Annotated in this window: 19 protein-coding genes; 6 read left to right on the forward strand and 13 right to left on the reverse strand. The window is 41.4% G+C overall.

Annotation, left to right across the window (positions count from 1 at the left end; all coding sequences use genetic code 11):
• Nucleotides 1-57 precede the first annotated feature (57 nt).
• The 7 genes from FTT76_RS11995 to FTT76_RS12025 all read right to left on the reverse strand — a co-directional run bounded on the left by FTT76_RS11995 (nt 58) and on the right by FTT76_RS12025 (nt 5150).
• A complete protein-coding gene (locus tag FTT76_RS11995) occupies nt 58-1320 on the reverse strand; it encodes a hypothetical protein (protein ID WP_180190547.1) in 1263 nt (420 codons plus the stop codon).
• A 108-nt stretch (nt 1321-1428) separates the two neighbouring features.
• Nucleotides 1429-1902 carry a peptidoglycan-binding protein LysM gene (lysM, locus tag FTT76_RS12000; RefSeq protein WP_180008199.1) on the reverse strand — a complete coding sequence of 158 codons (474 nt, stop codon included), beginning with the start codon at nt 1900-1902 and terminating at the stop codon, nt 1429-1431.
• Between the two features lie 191 nt (nt 1903-2093).
• A complete protein-coding gene (gene acpP / locus FTT76_RS12005; RefSeq protein ID WP_078190054.1) occupies nt 2094-2330 on the reverse strand; it encodes an acyl carrier protein in 237 nt (78 codons plus the stop codon).
• Nucleotides 2331-2415: 85 nt separating this feature from the next.
• Nucleotides 2416-3150, reverse strand: a complete 735-nt coding sequence (fabG, locus tag FTT76_RS12010) for a 3-oxoacyl-ACP reductase FabG (protein ID WP_078190055.1) — start codon at nt 3148-3150, stop codon at nt 2416-2418.
• A complete protein-coding gene (gene fabD / locus FTT76_RS12015; protein ID WP_168379587.1) occupies nt 3147-4127 on the reverse strand; it encodes an ACP S-malonyltransferase in 981 nt (326 codons plus the stop codon). The genes fabG and fabD overlap by 4 nt, the downstream gene beginning before the upstream one ends.
• 205 nt (nt 4128-4332) lie before the next feature.
• Complete coding sequence (gene rpmF, locus FTT76_RS12020) at nt 4333-4515, reverse strand: 50S ribosomal protein L32 (protein WP_004279227.1); 183 nt, start codon at nt 4513-4515, stop codon at nt 4333-4335.
• A 77-nt stretch (nt 4516-4592) separates the two neighbouring features.
• A complete protein-coding gene (locus FTT76_RS12025; protein WP_078190057.1) occupies nt 4593-5150 on the reverse strand; it encodes a DUF177 domain-containing protein in 558 nt (185 codons plus the stop codon).
• Between the two features lie 97 nt (nt 5151-5247).
• Here FTT76_RS12025 and FTT76_RS12030 point away from each other — a divergent pair, with 97 nt between their 5' ends.
• The 3 genes from FTT76_RS12030 to FTT76_RS12040 all read left to right on the forward strand — a co-directional run bounded on the left by FTT76_RS12030 (nt 5248) and on the right by FTT76_RS12040 (nt 7029).
• Nucleotides 5248-5910 carry an elongation factor P hydroxylase gene (locus tag FTT76_RS12030; protein ID WP_180011969.1) on the forward strand — a complete coding sequence of 221 codons (663 nt, stop codon included), beginning with the start codon at nt 5248-5250 and terminating at the stop codon, nt 5908-5910.
• A gap of 89 nt (nt 5911-5999) precedes the next feature.
• Nucleotides 6000-6617 carry an L-threonylcarbamoyladenylate synthase gene (locus tag FTT76_RS12035; protein ID WP_078190059.1) on the forward strand — a complete coding sequence of 206 codons (618 nt, stop codon included), beginning with the start codon at nt 6000-6002 and terminating at the stop codon, nt 6615-6617.
• Nucleotides 6618-6720: 103 nt separating this feature from the next.
• Nucleotides 6721-7029, forward strand: coding sequence for a hypothetical protein (locus FTT76_RS12040; protein ID WP_180011971.1), 309 nt, complete (start codon nt 6721-6723; stop codon nt 7027-7029).
• Nucleotides 7030-7060: 31 nt separating this feature from the next.
• Here the strand turns inward: FTT76_RS12040 and FTT76_RS12045 are convergent, their stop codons facing one another.
• Entirely contained in the window at nt 7061-7780 is a 720-nt protein-coding gene (locus FTT76_RS12045; RefSeq protein ID WP_180065378.1) for a GNAT family N-acetyltransferase, read from the reverse strand.
• 339 nt (nt 7781-8119) lie between these two features.
• Here FTT76_RS12045 and FTT76_RS12050 point away from each other — a divergent pair, with 339 nt between their 5' ends.
• From FTT76_RS12050 to rluB, 3 genes are read left to right on the forward strand one after another with little or no spacing between them, the layout of a single operon-like run.
• Complete coding sequence (locus FTT76_RS12050) at nt 8120-8914, forward strand: ScpA family protein (RefSeq protein WP_180190548.1); 795 nt, start codon at nt 8120-8122, stop codon at nt 8912-8914.
• Nucleotides 8911-9507 (forward strand): SMC-Scp complex subunit ScpB, encoded by a 597-nt coding sequence (scpB, locus tag FTT76_RS12055; protein WP_168379583.1) that lies wholly within the window; start codon nt 8911-8913, stop codon nt 9505-9507. Before FTT76_RS12050 ends, scpB begins: the two co-directional genes overlap by 4 nt.
• 41 nt (nt 9508-9548) lie before the next feature.
• A complete protein-coding gene (gene rluB, locus FTT76_RS12060; RefSeq protein ID WP_180005438.1) occupies nt 9549-10667 on the forward strand; it encodes a 23S rRNA pseudouridine(2605) synthase RluB in 1119 nt (372 codons plus the stop codon).
• Between the two features lie 50 nt (nt 10668-10717).
• On the opposite strand, the gene FTT76_RS12065 is transcribed toward rluB, so the two are convergent.
• Genes FTT76_RS12065 through FTT76_RS12085 form a run of 5 tightly spaced genes read right to left on the reverse strand, consistent with a single transcriptional unit; the run spans nt 10718 to nt 18369 of the window.
• Nucleotides 10718-12457: an ABC transporter ATP-binding protein gene (locus FTT76_RS12065; protein WP_180190549.1), complete on the reverse strand. Its 1740-nt coding sequence runs from the start codon at nt 12455-12457 to the stop codon at nt 10718-10720.
• A 13-nt stretch (nt 12458-12470) separates the two neighbouring features.
• Nucleotides 12471-13610 carry an ABC transporter permease gene (locus FTT76_RS12070; RefSeq protein WP_078190066.1) on the reverse strand — a complete coding sequence of 380 codons (1140 nt, stop codon included), beginning with the start codon at nt 13608-13610 and terminating at the stop codon, nt 12471-12473.
• A 7-nt stretch (nt 13611-13617) separates the two neighbouring features.
• The gene (locus tag FTT76_RS12075; protein WP_078190067.1) at nt 13618-14556 is read right to left on the reverse strand and encodes an ABC transporter permease; all 939 of its coding nucleotides are present in this window, start codon (nt 14554-14556) and stop codon (nt 13618-13620) included.
• Nucleotides 14557-14566: 10 nt separating this feature from the next.
• Entirely contained in the window at nt 14567-16582 is a 2016-nt protein-coding gene (locus FTT76_RS12080) for a M3 family metallopeptidase (RefSeq protein ID WP_180022668.1), read from the reverse strand.
• A gap of 23 nt (nt 16583-16605) precedes the next feature.
• Nucleotides 16606-18369: an ABC transporter substrate-binding protein gene (locus FTT76_RS12085; protein ID WP_373685390.1), complete on the reverse strand. Its 1764-nt coding sequence runs from the start codon at nt 18367-18369 to the stop codon at nt 16606-16608.
• Between the last annotated feature and the right edge of the window lie 43 nt (nt 18370-18412).

An 18412-nucleotide genomic window follows, 5' to 3' on the forward strand; every position in this document is an offset into this window, starting at 1 on the left:
AAGCCCCTACTCATTGGGGCTTTTTTATTTCTATATCAAAATGTTTATATACAAAAACTACAACTGCACACAGCTATCTAAAATATTCCAATTGTGTGCTCTAAATTGCTCACGCGGATACGGCACTTCAGCACACAACACCCCCTCTTTCTTAAAGAAACGTCGACCGTGGCTATTTTGATTCAACTGCATTAAATCAGTCGCACCCTGATTCAACAAATTAAAAATCATAATTCGATCATTCAAAATGTGCCCCGCAAGTACATAGCGCTCCCAAGGCACCCACTCTATATTGGACAAAGTATTGCCCAAATAGTTTTTGATATGCCAAGATGAATACTGTCCCTGTTTTTGACCAGCCTGCATCCTAAACGAATCATAAGAAAGCTCAGATAGCTGTGCCGCCTCTTCATATTGCTTAAACAATTGATTTGCAGTTTGATTTGGCAAATACAACCAATACATCAACGAGGTATTCCAGTCCGATAATTGCTGCACCTGCTTCAACACCGCATATACGCCATAGGCTTCCAATTGCGCTGCTGAGCGCAAACTTAACTGACTGGCACTTAAAGGCTCTAAATAAACAACTTGTCCAGTCTTTAATTGCTCATTACGTATAATTCGAACATAACGTGCCAGCCAGCTTTGAATCAGCATCCTTTCAACCAATGAGATCGGGCGCTCAAGCATCTGCTGCAATCTTTGATATTCAGCCATATATGCATCCAGCTTATCCTCTTTATTTAACGCAATATTGATCTGATAAAGGATCGCCAACTGATTTAAATACTTAAAGTCTGGATATGCGGAATTGCTCGGCATACTTAAACTGCGGTATTGGTCTGCATGCTGCAACCATGTGTTAAAGCGCTGCAACGGCACCTTTTCTTGCTGTATCAGCGCACCGAGCACCTGATGATGCTCAACAACAAATGCGCTAGCTGCCTTAGGATCATCGACCAGCAATTGCTGAAACTCCGCAACTAAATTCATCTGTTCTTCTGACCACTTTTCACGTGTTAGCTTCGCATTCAATGGCTGGCCCAATACATTCTGATGCTCTTGCCCCAACAAACTAAATGCCCAATCTTGATGATAACGATAGCGCCCAACATTCAATGCCGAAAACCGATCTGCGGCATTCAGCCCAAGCAAGTTAAAATACGGCTCTTGTGTGTAATTTGAATGATAAGAAATTTCAGACTGCTGCCACTTGAGCACCCGAGGATCAATACGCTCATCCCACCGCAACCAAAGACAAAAACACACAACAACTGCAAGCAACAGCAAGAAAATAAAGATGATTTTTTGTTTCATTGATTTCTTATTTTGAATTATTTCAGCCGCATTATATTCAACTTCACCATTCACGCATACAAAAAAAAGCCATCACAAGATGGCTTTTTTTACTTTAAACACAAATATTTATGCAGGAATACGAAGCACCTGACCTGGGAAAATGTCATCGGCATTTTTTAGCAAAGGACGGTTTGCTTCAAAAATTTTATTGTATTGATTTGCATCACCATAAAATTCTTTAGAAATCTTAGAAAGATTATCGCCTGATTTAACTGTATAAAATTTACTTTCTGGTTCTGGCGTTGCTACAGTCAACTGATCATCCACTTGCGCCACATGATCAATATTCCCTACCGCCAAGATAATCTTTTCACGATCTGCTTGGCTTTGCACCTGACCTTTCACTGTTGCTAGATCTGAAGTCCCGTTATAACTCACAGACAAGCCAGTTACAGGTAAGCCCAGTGCTTTGATATGACCCAATAACTTATTGGCAATTTCTTGTGCAGATGGTTCAGAAGGTGTTGCTGGCGCTGCCTGAGGTTCTGCAGGCGCTGTATTTTTTTTACCAATTCCTTTTACAAAATCAAAAAGACCCATGTTTTTCTCCGTTGTTTTTACTGTTTTAAATAATTTAACTATTGTTCAAACTCTATTTTTATAGCTAAAAAATAACCGCTTTTGAGTTGTTGTTGGTGACAGAAACGTAAGCTAATGTAAAAACAAAATATTCAGCATAAAAAAAGCCACCGAATGGTGGCTTTTTAAATCAGCATCGCTGAAATCTAAAATTAACCTAGTTTCTTAGAAACATAGTCAATTGCAGATTGTACAGTAGTGATTTCGTTTGAATCTTCATCAGGAATAGTGATGTCGAAATCGTTTTCGAAAGACATAACTAATTCAACTAGGTCTAGAGAGTCTGCACCTAAGTCATCCATGAAAGAAGCTTCGTTTTTGATCTCGTCTGCTTTAAGACCAAGTTGTTCAGCTACTGCTTGTTTTACGCGTTGTTCGATATCGCTCACAGGAATTCTCCTCATTGCTTGTGGCGTTTTTAATGCCGTTAGTTTAATTGAATCTAAATCGTTTTGAAAGTTTATACTTGAGCGCTTAGCTCATGTATAAACCACCATTTACATGTAATACAGTTCCGGTAATGTAACTTGCCTTTTCAGAAGCAAGAAAACTTACGGCATTTGCGATATCTTGCGGCTCACCTAAACGGTTTAAAGCCACTTGATCACTCATCTTTTTACGAATTTCTTCGCTTAACTGTTCTGTCATTTCTGTTGCAATAAAGCCCGGAGCCACTGCATTTACAGTGATTTGGCGGCTTCCCATCTCTTTTGCAAGGCTGCGACCAAAGGCCTCAATCCCTGCTTTTGCAGCAGAATAGTTTGCTTGTCCTGGGTTAGCAAAATGTGCAACCACAGAACTAATATTAATAATTCGGCCAAAACGTGCTTTGGTCATGCCCTTTAAAACACGTTTAGAAAGTCGATAAACGGCTTTCAAATGAATGTTGAGAATGTCATCCCAATCATCTTCTGACATACGAAGTAACAAATTATCTTTGGTAATACCCGCATTGTTCACTAAAACCAATACAGAACCAAAGTTTTGCTCAATGTCTGATACCAATGCATCAATTGCAGTTGCATCACGTACATCTAGAACTTTACCCGCACCATTTTCAGCAAAAGCAGCAGATAATTTTTCCGCACCCGCTTCTGAAGTTGCAGTACCTACAACAAAATAACCGTCTTGAATCAATTGCTGAGCGATGGCTGCTCCAATCCCTCGGCTCGCACCTGTTACTAAAGCAACTTTGCGTTCTTGTGTCATGCAATTTTCCCTTCTGCCACTAAAATGGCATTCAGTGCATCTTCCATACGACCTTTCGTGTCGAGTGGGAATGCTTTTTCAATATTTGGCAAACGTTTTGCGAGATTCGCAAGGACATTACCCGGACCACATTCAGCAATGTACTGAATACCTTGGTCTTGCAAATACTGCATGGTCTTTGTCCACTGTACAGATTGGTATAACTGTGCAGTTAACGCCTGACGTAATTGCGCTACATCAGTCGCGATTTCAGCGCCTACATTTTGTATTACAGGTATAGTAGGCAGCTCAATGGCAGTTTGTTCCAATGCTGTCGCAAACTGTTCAGCAGCAGGTTTCATCAATGCACAATGCGATGGCACAGAAACCGGAAGTGCGATTGCCTTACCGCCATTTTCTTTAGCAGCAGCCATAACCGCTTCAACCATGGCTTTATCGCCAGCAATGACAACTTGACCTTGTGCATTGTAGTTTGCAGCATCTACTGAACCTGGGCCTTCTGCTTGAGCACAAAGTTCAATGACTTTGGCATCATCTAGACCCAAAATTGCCGCCATTGCACCTTGACCTTCAGGTACAGCACTTTGCATTAACTGACCACGTAGGTTCACCAGTTTAACGGCATCACCTAGGCTCATCGCACCTGCAGCAACCAAGGCGCTGTATTCACCTAATGAGTGACCTGCAAGGTATTTCGGTGCAACACCACCTAACTCCAACCACACACGCCATAAAGCAATACTGGCCGTCAGTAGTACAGGTTGAGTAAATTCTGTTTGGTTTAACCCTTCACCACTTTGCGCAATCTGCCAAAGATCAAAGCCAACTGCTTCTGATGCTTCTGCAAATGTTGCTTGCACACTACTAAACTGTTCTGCAAGTTCAGCGAGCATGCCGACTTTCTGTGACCCTTGACCTGGGAACACGAATGCAGTTTTAGTAGCTTGAGCTGCTTGCTCGAGTTGTTTAGCAGACATAAAAAAATCCTTTATCAAGACTGGTGAATTTATGCTATTTGGACATTTATTCAACACAATCCCATGTAAGCTTGTTTCAGGGACGGAAATTTAACACTTAATTTTTGTCTTGGTAATTGCCAAATGCAACAAAAAATCGGTACAAAAAAAGGGAGCTTAACGCTCCCATTTTTTCTACTAAGCTTGACGCTTAATACATCACCAATTATTCAGCAGATGCTTTAGCGAATAATTGACGACCACGGTAGATACCATCTTTAGATACGTGGTGACGACGGTGAGTCTCGCCAGTAGCTTGGTCTACAGTTAATGCATTCTCGGTTAAAGCGTCATGTGAACGGCGCATGTCACGGCGAGAGCGACTTTTACGGTTTTGCTGAACGGCCATGATGGCTCCTTACAAAGATCGAAAAAATGGATCAGAACAAATTCGATTGTCTTATACTCAAGAGTATAACACAAAAATTAGTTAAGTTTACCCTTCAAACCTGCCAAAACATCAAACGGGTTGTCCCGCTTTTCTTCAACAAGCTCTTCAGCGGCAGGTTGATGCTTATGTTCACAAGCGTCGTGCTTAGGTGACAAAGGCATCAACAATAACAATTCATCCTCTATCAGTGAGAGTAAATCAGCAGTCGCAGGTGCATCATATGAACCTTTGGTTGTTGCTTCACTTTCACCTAAAACGATGAAATCAGCATCCTCATCCAAGCGCTCTATCAGTGACTCGTCATCTACAAGAGCTAGATGAAAACTTAAAACAAGTGGAATCTCAACAGTATCCAGACAACGCTGGCATTCCATTGGAACATTTGTTTCAACATGACCATCTAGCCATACAATGCGATGATAAGCATCCATTGATAGCTTACAGTCTATGTTAATCAATTGATCATCAATTGATCCAACAGCTTCACGAGCAATACGAACAAAGCGAGATAATGGCAGTGTTCCTGACCATTTAAAGCCCTGTTCAGCCCATTTAAACGGCTCAATCTGTGCCGGAAAGGTATTTGCTGACATAATTAAGGCGGCAATTCTACAAATTCATCAGTACTCTGTCAAAGATTAAGATACAATTTTGTACTTATTTAGACAGACCATTTGGGTAACTTAAGTTATGCATCTGTTGCAGCCGCAAACAGAAGTGAATGTTTCATCACTTATGAGCACAATTTCAACGCTTGATTCTGACATTTCAACCGACCAAGTGCAACTCTCGGCTTGGGAGAAACTTTCCACAGAAACAGAACACGTCGAATGGCTCATCTTACACTTTAATCATTGGTTTTCCCACCTGAATGTGAGCTTAGTGAAAGGTGACTTTGAGCCCGAATACTTTCCTGCTGATTCAAACGGCCCTGCCCGTATTCAATTTGCTCATGGTTATTTCAATAGCGCCTTGCATGAAATTAGTCATTGGACTATTGCTGGTGATCAACGTCGTTTACTTCCCGATTTAGGCTATTGGTATGCACCTGATGGTCGTAGTAAAGAGCAACAAGCCCTCTTTGAACAGGTAGAAATTAAGCCGCAAGCGATCGAATGGTTATTTGCCAAAGCCTTTGGACGTAAATTTCGTGTCTCACTTGATAACCTTACTGGTGAAGGCGGTGATGGCAGTAGCTTTAAAGATAATGTCTATGCACAATTACAGGCTTATTTTAAGGGCGAAGCCAAACTTCCACGCGATGCTTGGCGCTTTATCCAATGCATTTGCCACTGTACACGTGCTGGCAAAATGTTACAGGCGAATGAATTTCAACGTGAAATGCTTGATTAAATTATACAATTTGACTGCATTTCACATTGCACAAAGCAAATAGACCGCGACATAATGTCTAGAGCTTTTAATAATAAGAGGAAAACGACATGTTGCATTTAAGAATACATCCGGAAAATCCTCAGCCCCGTTTAATTACGCAAGCCGTTGAACGGATTCGTGCCGGCGATGTGGTGGTTTACCCTACAGATGCCGCCTATGCCATCGGTTGCCAAATTGGGAACAAAAATGCCATGGAACGCATTGCCCAAATTCGTCAGCTCGATGCTAAACATCAATATGCGATTATTTGTGCAGATTTATCTGACATTGCCACTTATGCCAAAGTCGATAATGCCATGTATCGTTTATTGAAAAATAACACCCCTGCGGTCACTACCTTTATTTTGCCTGCGACCAGTGAAGTTCCTCGCCGTTTAATGCATCCTAAAAAGAAAACCATTGGACTACGCATTCCGAGCAACCCGATTTGCCAATTATTACTCAAAGAACTCGGTGAGCCTTTATTAACATCGACCTTAATTTTACCTGGCCAAAAAGAACCGATTGATGATCCTTACGAAATTGAACTGCAAATCGGCAAACGAATAGATGTATTAATTGATGGCGGTTTAGGTACTTTAAATACCACTAGCGTTGTAAACCTTGCAGGTGAATACCCTGAAGTGATTCGCCGTGGTGTCGGTGATGTCAGTGCCTTTGAATAGCATGTACTGTTAAATACATGCTGTATCCGATCAGAGGCACAGCATGTAAAGGTCATCTGCTCAAAGCGCGGTTAAATTACCTTTCGATAAAGGAATCGACCTGATGACTTTATTTCAGATTTTACTCAAGCTCCAAAATGCGACAGACCTCAGTGTCTCCGAGCAAAGCAGTCTCAATCATTTTGCTATATATGCCACTGAGCCTTGGACTTTAGAATCCACGGCTCAACTAAGGGCAATAGATAAAAATTTAATTTTACCAACAGCGACAACACAGCCGCAGGCTTTTTCTTACTTTCTGCATGCATCAACGGTCAAATCACTATTTAAACACCGATCAAGTCAAAATCTCTGCTCGCAAGCGCAGTGCCAGCACATCATCGAATTTGCACTTGAAAAAAGATATGACTAACAGGCTCAAAGTCTTGATAGTTGGCTTTTGCTCAAGCGCGATAAAGCTGCATAAATTCTTTTAAATGAATTTTTTGTTGCCCTTGCTCATCAAAATTATTTGTATTGAGCCAAGCTGCATAAGCTTGAGACAACATTGGCCAATCCTGATCTAACATCGCAAACCAAGCGGTATCACGGTTACGACCTTTCACAATCACATGTTGACGAAACAACCCTTCAAATTGAAAGCCAAAACGCAAAGCAGCGTTTTTCGAAGGCGTGTTCAAGTCATCACACTTCCACTCCACCCGTCTATATCCCGCTGAAAAGCATGCTTTTAACAATAGATAAATGGTTTCTGTTGCGGCGGTTGATCGCTTCATTAAACTTGAAAAAAAGACATTGCCAATTTCGATGACAGCATGTGCTGGGCGTACATTGAGCAATCCAATCCACCCTACAATGGCATCACCGACCTCAATGACATAATGCATCGAACCGGTAAAATGAAAGGATTGCTGAAAATAATCACGCAATTGCTGCATGCTTTGAATTTGAGAATAAGGCAAATACGTCCAACAGCGTTCATCAGGTTCTTGTTGTACTGTCTGCCATAGCCGCTGTAAAAGACTATCATCAAGCTGATCGGGTAGCATCGGAATAAGCCGAACAGATTGCCCCACTTCGGTTTTACATCTGAACTGGCAAGGTTCAAAATGCTCCAACGTCATCCCTACGGCCTGACCCCATTGATTATATTGTTGTGGCATAGCTAATATTCTTTTAGTCATTTCATTCAATTCATTTCATGCTGGACGCCCATCACCCAGATATCACAGCTTAAATGAGTTCATGGATTGATGAGTGTATTTTTTACAATTAACACAAGATGTGATCGATATCACAGCTTTAAAATTTTACATGTGTATAAATAAAGACTATTCCCTATAAATTTTAAGTTTTTTACCCAATTCAACCGTTCAGTAATTTCTTTAAACGCATTTTTCCATTACACTATTCCCTATAACTTTTGTGCTTTTACTTTCGATGTGAGATCGAAGCGAAAGCTGTCTGCATGCCTTTGAAAATTCGCGTGGCCTATAATTGCAATGAACCAAACTGTCCATAATTCTATGGAAGATGCTCCACACATTCGTGTTTTGGATGAGTGGCAAGAAGCTATTCCAGAAGATTTGTACATTCCACCCGCTGCATTTGAAATTCTATTAAAGCATTTCGAAGGACCACTCGACTTTCTGATTTACCTGATTCAAAAAAATGGCTTCGACTTATTACAAGTCGATATTGCCCCGATTGCATCCCAATATTTGTCCTATATGGATGCAATGAAATCTCTAGATATTGAATTAACCGCAGACTATATGGTGATGGCAGCCCTATTGGCCGATTTAAAATCGCGTCTATTATTGCCAAAACCTAAATCGACCGCAGCACATGAACAAGATCCTAAACAAGAATTGATTGACCGTTTAGAAACCTATTTGCGCATCAAACAAGCTGCGGAAAGATTAGGTCAAATGTCGGTATTGGATCGAGATACTTTCGATACCAATGTCAGTTTAGGAACTATTGTCGAAACCAATGATGGCTATGACATTCAATTACTTCGTGATGCCATACTCTGTGTTTTTAATCGACCAGAACCAGTTACCCACCAAATTTTGCAAGAGCCTGTCTTACTCGAAGAACGTATTGCTTATATTGAAACTAAGCTTGAGTCAGGTGAAGTATTAGACTTTGCGGACTTACTCAAACCAAGCCAAGGCCGCATGGGTGTTGTCGTGACATTTATGGCCGTATTGGAACTGACACGCCAACAAAAAGTTCAAATTGTCGCATCAGGTGTAGAAGCACCGCTTGCAATTCAGGGAGCACGTGCATGAACACTGAACTTAAACAAATGACTGCGGTGACTTCAGAAGATAATCTGCATGAAATTTTGATGCAGCTTGAAGCCATTATTTTTGCCAGTGAAGCGGCAGTGAGTATTGCCCGTTTAAAAGAGGCTTTCCAAGACCGTTTCAGTAAAACTGAATTACGCCAATATTTGCAGCAACTTTCAATGCTGCAACACGGCAGATCAATTGAACTTGTTGAAACCGCTCAAGGTTTCCGTTTTCAAGTACGTGCAAAATATCGTAATATTATTGCACAGACCTGGCCTGAACGACCAACTCGTTTATCGCCATCCTTGCTCGAAACTCTTTCTGTCATTGCTTACCATCAACCGGTAACCCGCGCAGATATTGAGCAAATCCGTGGGGTGACCAACAATAGTCAAATTTTACGTACGTTATTTGACTGGAACTGGATTAAAGAATCTGGTTTTCGTGAACTCCCAGGACGACCCGCGTTGTTAGTTACAACGCCTCAATTTTTAAATGCTTTTGGTCTAACCTCTTTGGGCCAATTGCCTCCCCTGCAGGATGCCAAGGAAGCTTTTATGGCCCTCGATGCGAATGCACCGAAGTCATAAATAGGTGAACTGTTGATGATAATTTCTAAGGTTATGCTGTCATGAGTGAAAAATTGCAAAAGGTGCTCGCACGCGTTGGTTTGGGTTCTCGCCGTTATATGGAAGAAGTCATTGCCGCTGGTCGTGTGAGCGTAAATGGGCAAGTTGCCCAAGTGGGTGAACGTATTGAACCGGGTGATGAGCTTCGCATCGATGGTCGTAAAGTTCAGTTCCAAATTGAAGACGAAATTCGTCGCCGTGTGTTGATTTACTATAAACCAGAAGGCGAAATTTGTTCACGCAATGACCCTGAAAACCGTCCAACGGTATTTGAACAATTACCTCAAATTACCGGTGATCGCTGGGTAATGGTAGGTCGTCTAGATATCAACTCTACAGGTCTATTGCTGTTCACAAATGATGGTGAACTGGCGAACCGTTTAATGCACCCTTCTAGCGAAATCGAACGTGAATATGCCGTTCGTGTCATGGGTGAAGTCACTCCTCAGTTAAAAAACAACATGTTACAAGGCGTTGTTTTAGATGATGGCCCTGCAAAATTTGAGTCATTCTCTGAAATTGGTGGTGACGGTATTAACCGTTGGTATCAAGTGGTCGTAAAAGAAGGTCGTAACCGCGAAGTTCGTCGTATTTTCGAATCTCAAGGCTTAAAAGTGAGCCGTCTTTTACGTACACGTTATGGTTCAGTAATTCTGCCACGCGAACTACGTACTGGTCGCTGGATCGAGCTAGATAAACAAGATATCGACAACTTAACCAAGTCCGTTGAGCTTAAACCACGTCAAGGTACTGGCCTGTTTGGTATGGCGAAACGTCGTACTGAACGTATGCAAGATAAACCAATGGCAGCACGTCGTGGTGGTTACTTACGCCAACAACGTCGTGACAGTGACGAAAACCAGCCACAACAAAGCAATGGTTATCAAGACAACCGTGGCGAACGTCGTACTGGTCGTACTGAAGGTGTTTTCCAAGGCAATGGATTTAACCGTTCAGAGCGTCGCAACGAAGGGTTCAACAATAACCGTAATGATCGCAACAGTGAAAACTTCGGTAACCGTGAACGTCGTAACGACAATTTTGGCAATCGTGAGCGTCGTAATGACTCTGTGCCAAGTCGCGCATTTAGCGGAAACAACAAAGGCTTTAAGAAATTTTAATTTCTTAAGTATAAAAAAACCGCTCATTTGAGCGGTTTTTTTTATGATTACTAAGCAAATTGTTCAGTGGTTTGTGGAATCGCACTCAGCAAACGCTTGGTATATTCATGCTGCGGCGATCTATACAACTCATCCGAGTTTGCAATTTCAACGATATCACCATGGTTCATCACCATGATTTGGTCAGAAATATATTTCACTACAGATAAATCATGTGAAATAAAGATATAGCTCAAACCAAACTCATCTTGTAAGTCTTGCAATAAATTCAGAACTTGGGCTTGAACCGAAACATCTAATGCAGAGACAGACTCATCACAGATCAAAATTTCTGGCTTTAAGGTCAAGCATCGTGCAATGGCAATACGTTGACGCTGACCACCAGAAAACTCATGTGGATAGCGATAAAATGCTTGTGCAGGCAAACTGACACGTTCAAGTAAATCAAACGCCATTTGCTCTCGTTCTGCATCATCCTTCCCAATCTGATGCACTTGCATCGGCTCCATCAGAATTTGACCCACAGTAAAACGTGGATTAAGTGAAGCATATGGGTTTTGGAAAATGATCTGTATTTTGCGCTGATATTGGGTAAATTCTTTTTCGCTCATCGCCAAAATATCATGACCTTCAAACAGCGCCTGACCACCTGTCGCTTCCTGTAGACGCATCAGTAAAAGGCCGATTGTAGTTTTACCTGAGCCAGATTCTCCAACCAACCCGAGCGTTTTACCTTTCGCCAGTTGAAACGAGACACCTTTGACCGCCTGATACTCATCCTTACCAAATAAACCCTTGCGACTATAAAACGATTTTTTTAAGTCTTTGACATCTAAAATAATCTGTTCATTACCCGTAAGACCACGCGTTCGTTGTCTACGGGTTTCCTCAGATAAATGCACATCCTCAATCAGCTCATCACCATTTTGACGCATAAAATCACTGATCATCGGTAATTTATAAGGACGCTCTGACATCTGTGGACGACACTTAAGCAAAGCTCGAGTGTAGATATCTTTAGGATGATCCAGCACTTCATTGACCAAGCCTTGTTCACGGATTTCTCCATGACGCATGACAATCACCTGATCGGCAATTTCGCTTACCAATGCTAAATCATGCGTAATGAATAGCATCGACATCTCACGTTTCTTTTGCAAGGCTTCAAGTAAATCTAAAATTTGCTTTTGAATCGTCACATCAAGTGCCGTGGTTGGCTCATCGGCAATCAATAACTTCGGCTCACATGCAATCGCCATAGCAATCATGACCCGCTGTTGTTGGCCACCTGACATTTGGCTAGGATAGGCATCAATTTTCGTTTCAGGAGAAGGAATACCCACTTCCTTCAATAATTCCAAAGTCCGTGCTCTTGCCTGCTTACGTCCCATACCTAGATGAAGTCGTAATACTTCGGCAATTTGATCACCCACCGTAAAGACTGGATTGAGTGACGACATCGGTTCCTGAAAAATCATCGCAATATCTTTACCACAGATATTACGCATTTCTCTTGGAGATAGACTCAGTAAATCCTGCCCTTCAAAAACTATTTTACTGCTTGCATCTATACGGCTTTGATCACGTGGTAACAGCCCCATGGTTGCCAACGAAGTCACCGACTTGCCACTGCCAGATTCTCCCACAAGCGCCACAGTTGTATTGGCAGGAATGTCAAAAGATATTCCTTTGACCGTTTCGATATAGCTTTTATCTTCGGCTTTAAAGCTCACTTTCAGGTTTTGAACACTGAGGAGCGTTGGTTTAACAGTTTGATTTTGTTCCGTCATCCTTTACTCCTCCTTATTTCAATTTTGGATCTAATGCATCACGCAGTGCATCAGTAAACATCGAAAATGCCGTAACTAAAACCGCCATTGCTACAGATGCTGCGATAAGCTGCCACCATTTACCTAAAATCAATTCACTTTGTGCTTCATTAAGCATGCTACCCCATGACACAACCCCAACAGGAACACCAAATCCCAAGAAGCTCAAAATCACTTCTGACTTAATAAAGGCCACCACTAAAATCGAGATTTGCACCAATGCAATATGACTGACGTTCGGAAAGATATGCACAAAGATGCGTCGGAAATGACTCACCCCTATCGCTTTGGCAGCGAGCACATATTCACGCGAAGTATGTTTCATATACTCTGCACGAATCAGACGATACACCCCCGTCCACCCAGTAAGTCCTAGAATGAGGACAATCGATAAGATCCCCTTTTGTTGTAGTACAGCAGCAATCGCAAGAACCAAGAGCAAATACGGAATCGAGGTAAAAATGTTATAGAACCAATTTAAAATGTCATCGACCCAACCACCAAAGTAGCCAGAAATTGCCCCTAAAATTGTCCCGATCACGACAGCAAGTAATGCAGCTACCACACCAACAATAATAGATGTTTCAGCGCCTTTAATGGTTTTTTGCAGGACATCCTGCCCCCATTTATCCGCACCAAACGGTAAAGTTTGTTTTAGCTCACTTTGTTGATCTAACAAATGACCACCCAATTGCTGATCAATCGCCTTCATATCTTCTGCTAGTGGATCGACAACGCCATAGTAGTCAATTGCATTGGCACCACCTTGCTCAGTCGCAATCTCTGCATTCAGTTCAGCAATTACATCTTTTAAAGGATCAACAGGATTTTCAGGCAATGCCATATCTTCTGCTGATGCTTTGGTTTTGGCTGTTTCATTGAGTTCCGCCCCAATAAAACTTGGAGGTGCATAACTAACTGCCACTTCTTTATTCCAATTGGATGCAACCACGCCTGTCATCGACAATAGCAACACCACGAAATAGCACAGTACAACGAACAACGACACCATCGCTAATTTATCGGCCTTTAGGCGTCGCATCGCCAACTTCCACAAGCCAGTCGATGCAGGTGTTGATGCCGTTGCTTTGGTCTTATTGAATATTCCTAGCATAGGCCACCTACTTCAACTGAACGCGAGGATCGACAAGTTTATAAATCAAATCCGCGATTAAGTTAAAAATCATTGTAGCCGCTGCAACGTAGACTGTAATCGCCTTAATGACAGGGAAGTCACTGCGTTCAACAGCAATAATGACTTCACGACCAATACCCGGAATACCAAAGAATCGTTCAATCAGGAAAGCGCCTATCAGCAGTGCCGGTAGACTCGACATGACATCGGTAATAATTGGAATTGAGGCGTTACGCAGTACATGTACACCTAAAATACGGCTTTCACCCACACCTTTTGCGCGCGCAGTTCGAACATAGTCTTGATTGACTTCATCCAATACAAAACTGCGGTATAAGCGCAAAGTTGGCGCAATACTTACCACCAACATAATTAAGATAGGCAATAAACCGTATTTAAATAAGTTTTCGCTAAAGTGATCACTCCAGCCTTGAACCGGAAACCAACTCAACTGATATGCAAAAACATATTGAAAAACAATAATATAAACCAAAATACTGATCGACATACCAATCGTACAAAGCATCATAATCATACGATCGGTTAATGTGCCACGAACTGAAGCCACAGCAAGTGCCAAACCAATTGAAATGATCGTTTGCAAAATAGTTAAAGGAATTAAAATCGTCAGTGATGGTCCTAGACGGGTCAAAATAATATCTGACACCGACTCACCTGTACTCCAACTCATTCCATAATCAAAAGTTAAAATCTGCTTAATGAAGATCCACAATTGGACATAGTAGGGTTGATCAACCCCCAACTGTTGACGGATGTTTTCAATTTGCTCTGGGTTCGACATTTTGCCTGCTAAAATATAAGCAGGGTCCCCACCTACCCAATTAAATAAGAAGAATATGAGCAGAACAACCCCCAACATCGTTGGGATCATCTGCCATATACGCCGTATGATATATGCCAGCATAAAGTTGTCCTTACTTCACTCGTTGTCCAGTAATTTCATCAAAGAAAGCTTTGTTATCAGGTTTACGACCTAAGAAATCATGTACCAATTTTTCTGCTTCATATTGACCACCTTGCGACAAGATCGTTTTACGGTAGCGTTGTCCCACTTCAGGGTTATTTAGGTTATCTCCGAAAGCAGACAACATATCGAGTGCCATCACTTCAGACCACATATAGCCATAATAGCCAACTTGGTAACCGCCCATGATATGGTTGAATTGTCCTGGGAATTCAGTGCTTGGGACATAGCCTAAAGCTGTCTCGCCTTCCATTTTCTTCCAGACATCTAAAGGTTTAACACTCAAAGCATCTGATGAGTGAAGTGCCATATCATATTTTGCATACAAGGCTTGACGTGCATAATGCAAACCACGTCCATAGCTATGAACTGCTTTTAATTTATTAATCAGTGCATCATCTACAGGTGGACACGCTGGATTACAGTAATTTGCGAGTGTAGATAAAGTTTCTTTACGACGCGCCCATTCTTCATACATTTGTGAAGGTGCTTCTACAAAGTCGCGCTCTACTGAAGTCCCCGATTGGGATGCATAGCGTGTATTGGACAAAATACCGTGTAAAGCATGACCAAACTCATGAACAAAGGTTTCAAGTTCATCACTATTTAGACCTTTACGGTTAAAATTAGTCACCAAAGCAGAAATTGGTTTACGCTTAGTCAAGGTACTACCACCTTTTACGCCCCAAACAGCCGCATGACCATACTTCCCTTCACGTGGGTATTTATCGATATATAAACCACCAAGCAACTCACCGGTCTTTTTATCTTTTACATCGTAATATTCAACTTCTGACTGCCAAACATCGACTTTCGCAGGCTTAAATTCAATGCCATAAAGGTCAGATGAAATGGCAAAAATCCATTCTTGAGATGCTTGGGTTGGGAAATAGTCACGCAATTTTTCTTGATCGATTTGATACTTTTCTTTGCGAAGTTTTTCACTCCAGTAACTCTCACTCCAGCGATTGATTTCAGCTTTTTCGAGTGGAATTTTCAGGCTTTTCGCTTTGAACTCACGTAAAGTCTCAACTTCTTTTTTCTCTAAAGGTGCCACCGTTTGATGAACATCGGCTAAGAACTTATTCACTGTTTCAGGGTCTTTTGCCATACGGTGTTGCAACACCCATTCGGCATAGCTTTTTTTGCCAAAGAGCTGCGCAATTTCATAACGTAAATCCATTGCTTGCTTTAACAATACTAAGTTTTTCTCAGTACCACGACGCGTGAATGCAGTTTGGTAACGCTTACGCGCATCATCGCTTTCTGCGAGTTCCATAAATGGACGGTATTCTGGGTATTCAAAACCGAGCAAATAATTGCCCTTTTCATTTTTCTTTAAGCCCGAAATATAGCTGTCTGGCAAGCCTTTCAACTCCGCCGGTGTAAACTCCAGTTTTTCTTTATTATCTCGTACATTACGCGCATATTCTTGTTCAATTTTTGCTAATTCATCAAAGATAGCTTTCAAACGAGCACGTTTTTCAGGTGTAAATTGTACCCCTGTATTTTCAAAACCATCCAAGATGTCTTGACGCATTTTTTTATCAATTTCGTCATTGGTTTTGAGTTTTTTAATTTGCTCATAAAGTTTTGGATTTTGATAAACCGAAGTTTGAAACTCCATAATTTTAATTTCACAATCTTCCGCAGCCTTACGTAAAACCTCATCAGGATCGACGTTGCTATATAGTCCGATTGGTCCATAAAAATCTTCAAATTTGGCAAAAATTTGATCCCACTCCGCCAAAACAGGTGCTGCTTTTGCATTATTTTTTATCTTTTTTTGCTCAAATGCCGCTAAATCTGTTTTCACTTGCTGAATTTTGGCATCACACAGCGCAGGTATTTCTTTGGCTTGGAACTTTGGCAAAGTACTCCGTATTGAATCTTCGGCTTGAACGAATTGGCTAGCGCCGATCATCAACATACTGAGGGTGGTGAGTTTCAAAGCTTTATTTTTCATAATTTCTCCAGTTTTGTTCCATTTTATTTTTTCGGGTCAATATCGATGTACATCCATTCTGTTGCCAAAATTGGATGCTTTTTATAACCAATCACGCGTGGTTGCGACAACACACTACGGTAACGTGCATAATTAATTTGGACAGGCATGTACACTTCTAATATGCGTGACATTTTCCGATAGATTGCATCACGCTCCGGTCCCGGTTTCATACGCTGCGTCTGTTCATATAAACGGTCGTATTCAGGAATTTTTGAACAGCCGTTGTTGGTGACATTGATATTTTTGCCATAGAACAATTGCATAAAATTGTCTGCATCTGGATAGTCTGCGATCCATGCAGATGCTTTAAACATGGTTTTACACTGTTTTTCGGCTTTTAAAGCTTCTGCAAATGGCATCGACTTTGTTGTCATTTTAATTTTGATACTATCTAAAGTTTTCTTCCAAAATTCGCCCAACTGCTGACTACGGCTACTATTGCCCGATATCGTCATTTCAATCGTAAGCGGTTTACCATTCGGTTGAGTACGCCAACCATCTGCGCCGACTTTATAGTTATAACGATCGAGCAATAAATTTGCCGCTTTAACTGAGTATGGAATACTCGACTTATAATTCGGGTCATAGCCGACAACGCCGAGTGGAATTGGGCTTTGTAATTTTTGTGCATCACCATTCATCAAAATTTTGATTTGATTATCTGCTGAATAAGCCATCGCCATTGCACGACGTAATGCAATTTTTTCTTTACTAAAACCTCCAACCACAGGGTTTTGCATATTCCAATAGTGATAGTCGATAGAGGGGTCAGAAATCCGCGACATTTGGATGCCTTTTTTAGCCAACTCAGGCTTTAGCTCTCCATCTTTTAAGGCTTGTACCGACAAATCTCCATCTAGTACCAACAAATCCGCTTCATTTTTTGCAAAGGTCAACCAACGTGATTGTGATTCTTCCATCACCTGAATATCAATCACGCCAATTTGCGGCATTTTTTTGCCTTGCATGGCTTTTACAATCTTTTCATCTTTGGCATCTGATGCTTTAAAGTCCCAGACAAAGCCACGATAGTTTGGATTGGCCTTTAAAATAATTCGTGAACCAGGTGTCCAGCGTGTCAAAATATATGGCCCTGTGCCCACAGGTTTACCCATCACAAAACCCGCTTTGTCTCGATATTTTTCGACCACTTCACGTGCCATGGCCGATGCAGGTTGATGAGCCAATAACATTGGAAAGTTTTGATCTGGAGAATTTAAACGAATGACAAGGGTATACCGATCAGGGGTTTGTATGCCTTCAATGGGCGCATCATAATCAAACTTACCTGTTTTTTTTGCCTTTTCTAAAACCTTCTCCATCCCTAAAATACGACCATCAAGTAGCCAACTGTTTGGTGAACGAAGTTGTGGATCGACTAAACGTCTAAAGGTATATGCATAATCAGCCGAGGTTAATTCTCTTTTTTTGCCCTTAAATACAGGATCATCCGCAAAATAAATGCCTCTTTGCAGGCGAATGGTATAAGTCAAACCATCAGCACTGATTTCTGGCATCGCAGCCGCCGTTTTAGGAACCAACTTTGCTGGTGATGCTAAATAGTCATAGGTATATAAGGTTTCAAAGATTGAGGTATTCACATGTGCAGAATACAGATCATGTACGCCAACTGGGTCAAAACCTGTTTCTGCGACAGGGAAAATATGACGTAAAACTTTATTTGGATCTGCTGGATTCTTTGCCATTGCTAATGTCGGCATCGCACTGAATAGCACTCCCCCCATCAAACACGCTGTAGCAAATTTGGTTAGCGTAAAATTCGAATTT

This window comes from Acinetobacter sp. YH01009 (genome assembly GCF_013420765.1).
In the GTDB taxonomy this organism is placed as follows: Bacteria; Pseudomonadota; Gammaproteobacteria; order Pseudomonadales; family Moraxellaceae; genus Acinetobacter; species Acinetobacter amyesii.

Excerpts from the sequence above, each read along its gene's own strand:
- FTT76_RS11995 (WP_180190547.1), bottom strand. The coding sequence starts at position 1,320 with ATGAAACAAAAAATCATCTTTATTTTCTTGCTGTTGCTTGCAGTTGTT.
- lysM (WP_180008199.1), bottom strand. The coding sequence starts at position 1,902 with ATGGGTCTTTTTGATTTTGTAAAAGGAATTGGTAAAAAAAATACAGCG.
- fabG (WP_078190055.1), bottom strand. The coding sequence starts at position 3,150 with ATGACACAAGAACGCAAAGTTGCTTTAGTAACAGGTGCGAGCCGAGGG.
- fabD (WP_168379587.1), bottom strand. The coding sequence starts at position 4,127 with ATGTCTGCTAAACAACTCGAGCAAGCAGCTCAAGCTACTAAAACTGCA.
- rpmF (WP_004279227.1), bottom strand. The coding sequence starts at position 4,515 with ATGGCCGTTCAGCAAAACCGTAAAAGTCGCTCTCGCCGTGACATGCGC.
- FTT76_RS12025 (WP_078190057.1), bottom strand. The coding sequence starts at position 5,150 with ATGTCAGCAAATACCTTTCCGGCACAGATTGAGCCGTTTAAATGGGCT.
- FTT76_RS12030 (WP_180011969.1), top strand. The coding sequence starts at position 5,248 with ATGCATCTGTTGCAGCCGCAAACAGAAGTGAATGTTTCATCACTTATG.
- FTT76_RS12035 (WP_078190059.1), top strand. The coding sequence starts at position 6,000 with ATGTTGCATTTAAGAATACATCCGGAAAATCCTCAGCCCCGTTTAATT.
- FTT76_RS12040 (WP_180011971.1), top strand. The coding sequence starts at position 6,721 with ATGACTTTATTTCAGATTTTACTCAAGCTCCAAAATGCGACAGACCTC.
- FTT76_RS12045 (WP_180065378.1), bottom strand. The coding sequence starts at position 7,780 with ATGCCACAACAATATAATCAATGGGGTCAGGCCGTAGGGATGACGTTG.
- FTT76_RS12050 (WP_180190548.1), top strand. The coding sequence starts at position 8,120 with ATGAACCAAACTGTCCATAATTCTATGGAAGATGCTCCACACATTCGT.
- scpB (WP_168379583.1), top strand. The coding sequence starts at position 8,911 with ATGAACACTGAACTTAAACAAATGACTGCGGTGACTTCAGAAGATAAT.
- rluB (WP_180005438.1), top strand. The coding sequence starts at position 9,549 with ATGAGTGAAAAATTGCAAAAGGTGCTCGCACGCGTTGGTTTGGGTTCT.
- FTT76_RS12065 (WP_180190549.1), bottom strand. The coding sequence starts at position 12,457 with ATGACGGAACAAAATCAAACTGTTAAACCAACGCTCCTCAGTGTTCAA.
- FTT76_RS12070 (WP_078190066.1), bottom strand. The coding sequence starts at position 13,610 with ATGCTAGGAATATTCAATAAGACCAAAGCAACGGCATCAACACCTGCA.
- FTT76_RS12075 (WP_078190067.1), bottom strand. The coding sequence starts at position 14,556 with ATGCTGGCATATATCATACGGCGTATATGGCAGATGATCCCAACGATG.
- FTT76_RS12080 (WP_180022668.1), bottom strand. The coding sequence starts at position 16,582 with ATGAAAAATAAAGCTTTGAAACTCACCACCCTCAGTATGTTGATGATC.
- FTT76_RS12085 (WP_373685390.1), bottom strand. The coding sequence starts at position 18,369 with ATGGGGGGAGTGCTATTCAGTGCGATGCCGACATTAGCAATGGCAAAG.